Here is a 4,106-nt window from a genome sequence, read left to right as displayed (position 1 = left end):
GGTCGGGCCCCCGCCGGCGTGGGTGGGTGGGGGGAACGGAACCTTCGAGCCGCTCAGGCCGGCAGGCCGGTCACGCGTTGTCCCAGCGGAAGAGGCGGGCCGAGACCGCGGTGAGCACGGCGGCGAAGACCAGGAGGCCGGCCATCGCCGGCAGGGCCGCGCCGTAGCTCGCGCCGCGGGTGAGGACGTCCTGCATGGACTCGTTGAGGTGCTTCAGCGGCAGCACGTTGGAGACGGCCCGCAGCCACGACGGCATGCCGTCGGTCGGGAAGAAGGAGCCGGACAGGAAGGCCATCGGGAGGACGACGATCTGCAGGGCGCCGTTCGCGGCCTCCTCCGTCTTGGCCCAGGCGCCTATCAGCAGGCCGATCGACATGAAGGCCAGCGTGCCGCAGGCGACCAGCGGGAGTGAGAGCCACCAACTGCCGCTGAGGGAGAGCCCGTAGTAGGGGATGGTGGCGACGCCGATGAAGATGGCGAACTGGAGGAACGCCATCGCCAGGCTGACGCCGACCCGGGCGCCGATCACCGTCGAGGGCCGGATGGGGGCCAGCCAGAGCCGGCGCAGGATCCGCTTCTTCCGCCAGTTGACCAGCGTGAACGCCGACATGTAGGCGGCGCCGGTGGCTATCGCCCAGCCCAGCAGGCCCGGGGTCAGCTGCTGGATCGGCTTGATGGAGTTGTCCTCGACCTGGTCGGTGGCCAGCGTGAACGCCGGCGGCTGGCCGGTCGCGGCCACGTTGGCGCCCTGCACGATGGACTGCATCAGGCCCTGCACGGTGCCGGCGACGGTGGCGTCGGCGGCCGAGTAGCGCAGCTCGACCCGGCCGTCGGCGTCCTGCCAGACCGCCGCGTCGACGTCGCCCTCGCGGACGTCCTCCAGGGCCTGGTCGCGGTCGCCCGACTCGATGATCGTGAGGGCGTCGGAGAGCGCGGAGCGCTGATCGGCCGGCATGTCGTCGAGCACGTCGACGGCGCCGATCTGGACGATGGTGCTGCTGGCCGGGCCCGAGTCGCGCAGCAGCGCGCCGAAGAGGGCCAGGAACATCAGCGGGAAGACCAGGGTGAAGAACACCGCGGTGCGGTCGCGGAGCAGGCCGAGGACCATGGCCCGCGAGAGGCTTCGGAACGCGCTCATTCGCGGAACTCCCGTCCGGTGAGGTGGAGGAAGACGTCCTCGAGGGTGTCGACGCCGGTCTCCGCGATCAGGTCGGCGGGGGTGCCGATTCGCAGGATCCGGCCGGCGTCCATGATGGCGACCCGGTCGCAGAGGATCTCGGCCTCGTCCAGGTAGTGGGTGGTCAACACGACCGTGCGACCGGCCGAGTTGATCCCCCGCAGCAGGTCCCAGAGGTTGCGCCTGGCCTGCGGGTCGAGGCCGGTGGTCGGCTCGTCGAGGAAGACCAGCTCGGGGTCGTGGACCAGGGCGCAGGCGATGGAGAGCCGCTGGGCCTGGCCGCCGGAGAGCTTGTCGTCGCGGACGTCGCCCTTCTCCGTGAGGCCGACGCTCTCCAGCATCTCGTCGGCCCGCGTGGCGGACACGCCGTAGAGGGAGGCGAAGGTGTGGATCTGTTCGCGGGCGGTCAGCTTCTCGAAGAACGCCGACGCCTGGAGCTGCACGCCGATCCGCGAGAGCAGCTTCGGGTTACGCGGCCAGGAGGGCTCGCCGAGGAGCGTCGCGGTGCCCTCGTCGGGCTCCCGCAGCCCCTCGACGATCTCCATCGTGGTCGTCTTGCCCGCCCCGTTGGGGCCGAGGATGCCGTAGAACTCGCCACGGCCGACCTCGAAGGTCACCCCGTCGACGGCCTGGACGTCGCCGTAGCGCTTGCGTATCCCGTCGACCCTGATCGCGGCCGTGTCTTCTGTCACCCGGTCGATGGTAGTGCCGGGCCTCGAACGCGCTGTCGGTGGTCAGCCCCGGTAGAGGGTGAGGGTGGTCCAGGCCCCGATGTGCACCCGGTCACCCTCCTGGAGCGGCACCGGGACGAAGGGCTGGATCGGGTCCTCGGCCATGTTGACGGTGGTGCCGTTGGTCGAGTCCTGGTCGACCACCGCCCAGCCGCCGTCGACCTGTTGGACGAGCATCGCGTGCCGGTGCGAGACGCCCGGGTCCTCCGGGGGGCGCGACAGGTCGATGTCGGGGGACTCGCCCGTCGACTGCCGCCGGCGGCCGATGCTGATCTCCTGGCCGGTGAGCGGCACCTGCTGCTCGGGCGCGTACGCCGGGAGCTGCAACTCGTGGGCCTCGGGCCCCGAGCGACGCATCATGGCCTGGAAGTACTCGGGGTCGGGGCCGATGGTCACCAGCCAACGCCCGGGCTGCGGGGGCCGCTGCGCCTGCTGGGGAGGCTGCTGCTGGCCCGGGTAGGCCGGTGGCGGGGGCTGCTGCTGGTACTGGCCCGGCATGCCGGGGCCGCCTGGGCCGCCGGGCGGCGGCAGCATCCAGTCGCCCTGCGGCGGGGGCTGCTGGGGAGGCTGCTGCTGGAGCTGCTGCTGTGGTTGCTGCGGCATCGGCGGGGCGCTGGGCGCGGCGGCCTGGTGGCCGTACGGGTCGTGCTGCCCCGGGTACTGCGGGGGCCCGCCGGGCGCGGCAGGCGGTATGTAGGTGGTCGGCGAGTTGGTCAGGAAGTTGTACCGGCACTCCTCGCAGAACGGCGCCTGCGCCTCCCGCGGCGTGCGGCACTGCGGGCACAGCTCGGTGGGCGTGAGATGCGGCATCGGCGCGGTGGCCGGCCCGCCGGGATAACCGCCGGGAGCCTGCGGCGGCTGGGGCGGACCCTGCTGGGGCGGGAAGCCGTAGCCGCTCGACGGCGGGGGCGGCGGCAGCTGCTGGCCGCCGGGCCCCTGCGGAGCGCCCGGGTAGCCGACGGGGGGCGGCGGCGCGGCGACGGCGGGCGCGAGCATGCGATGACCGCACACCTCGCACCAGTCCTCGGCCATCGAATGATGGCCGTTAGGGCAAGTCGGCATGTGACTGCCTCCAGTTACTCACGTCTACTCACGTCGTCGTCCGCCAGGCCGGGCGGGACTTCCGTCTTCGGGCGTTCCTCCTCAGACGAACAGTACCCGCCGTCGTGCCCGGTACGTCTAGTGTCCGATTCCGCCGCGGCCGGGTCGGCTACCGGGGCGCGGCGGGCGGGAAGGGGATCACGGCCACCGTCACGTTGTCGTGCCCGCCGGAGTCGATCGCGTGCCGCACGAGCTGCCTGGCGGCCGCGAGCGGGGCCTGCCGGGCGTGCTCCGACACCAGACGCGCCATCTGCTGGCCGGTCTCCGCGTAGTTCCACAGGCCGTCGGTGCACACGACGACCACCCCGGGGCGGTCCGGCTTGAACGACGCGGTGTGCGGGTCGATCTCCTGGGCGTCGGCGCCCAGCCAGGCGGTGATGGCGTGCGCGCGGTGGTCGGCCATCGCCTCGGCCTCGGTGAGCAGCCCGGCGGCCACCATCTGGGCGGCCCACGAGTCGTCCTCGGTGAGCCGGGCGGCCGCCGCGCCCGGCTCCTCGGGCACCCAGTAGGCGCGGCTGTCCCCGATCCAGCCCACCGTGAGGGTGGGTCCCACGGTGACGGCGCTGACGATCGTGCAGGCGGGGGAGTTGCGGCCCGGCTCCGGCTCGGTGCCGTGCGCCAGCGCGGCCACCGCGTTGCCGGCGGACAGCAGCGCGTCGTGCATGGCCTGCGGCCCGGAGACGCCGTGGGGCAGCGCGCCCCGCAGGAAGTCGCGGGCGGTCTCGGCCGCCGCGGCCGACGCCTCGTCCGGGCGGGTGGAGGAGGAGACCCCGTCGCAGACGACGGCGACCACGGCCGGCTGGCCGTCCGGCAGCGTGACGACGTCGATGGCGAACGCGTCCTCGTTGCGGTGGTGGCGCAGCCCGACGTCGCTCACGGCGGCCACCCCGCCGAGCTCCCGTTCCACATGGTCCCGGGCGTTCGCGGGTCCGTGCCCGCACCCGGTGCACCGGCCGTCGGCGTCCACGTACCCATTACCGCACACCGGGCAGCCGGCGCCACCGGGCGCCGCGGCGGCCCGTGGGTCGGTGGTGGGCGGCGCGTCGTGGTGGGTGGCGTGCGAGGCGCGGGGGTCGGTCGGCGGCGCCGGGTCGTAG

4 protein-coding genes are annotated in these 4,106 nt (G+C 73.5%); all 4 read right to left on the bottom strand.

Features of this window, described 5'->3' with window-relative positions:
• Positions 1-70: 70 nt before the first annotated feature.
• The gene (locus E1283_RS33075) at positions 71-1,138 is read right to left on the bottom strand and encodes an ABC transporter permease (protein WP_132821859.1); all 1,068 of its coding nucleotides are present in this window, start codon (positions 1,136-1,138) and stop codon (positions 71-73) included.
• Positions 1,135-1,869: an ABC transporter ATP-binding protein gene (locus E1283_RS33070; protein ID WP_132821858.1), complete on the bottom strand. Its 735-nt coding sequence runs from the start codon at positions 1,867-1,869 to the stop codon at positions 1,135-1,137. The genes E1283_RS33075 and E1283_RS33070 overlap by 4 nt, the downstream gene beginning before the upstream one ends.
• Before the next feature lie 42 nt (positions 1,870-1,911).
• The gene (locus E1283_RS33065; RefSeq protein ID WP_132821857.1) at positions 1,912-2,970 is read right to left on the bottom strand and encodes an FHA domain-containing protein; all 1,059 of its coding nucleotides are present in this window, start codon (positions 2,968-2,970) and stop codon (positions 1,912-1,914) included.
• A gap of 148 nt (positions 2,971-3,118) precedes the next feature.
• The gene (locus E1283_RS33060; RefSeq protein WP_425086267.1) at positions 3,119-3,886 is read right to left on the bottom strand and encodes a PP2C family protein-serine/threonine phosphatase; all 768 of its coding nucleotides are present in this window, start codon (positions 3,884-3,886) and stop codon (positions 3,119-3,121) included.
• Between the last annotated feature and the right edge of the window lie 220 nt (positions 3,887-4,106).

It is taken from the genome of Streptomyces hainanensis (assembly GCF_004348415.1).
GTDB classification, from domain to species: domain Bacteria; phylum Actinomycetota; class Actinomycetes; order Streptomycetales; family Streptomycetaceae; genus Streptomyces; species Streptomyces hainanensis.
This window is presented reverse-complemented; position numbering and strand designations above follow the sequence as displayed.

What these genes read in the sequence shown, in the direction of transcription:
- E1283_RS33075 (WP_132821859.1), bottom strand. Translation starts at nt 1,138, where the DNA reads ATGAGCGCGTTCCGAAGCCTCTCGCGGGCCATGGTCCTCGGCCTGCTC.
- E1283_RS33065 (WP_132821857.1), bottom strand. Translation starts at nt 2,970, where the DNA reads ATGCCGACTTGCCCTAACGGCCATCATTCGATGGCCGAGGACTGGTGC.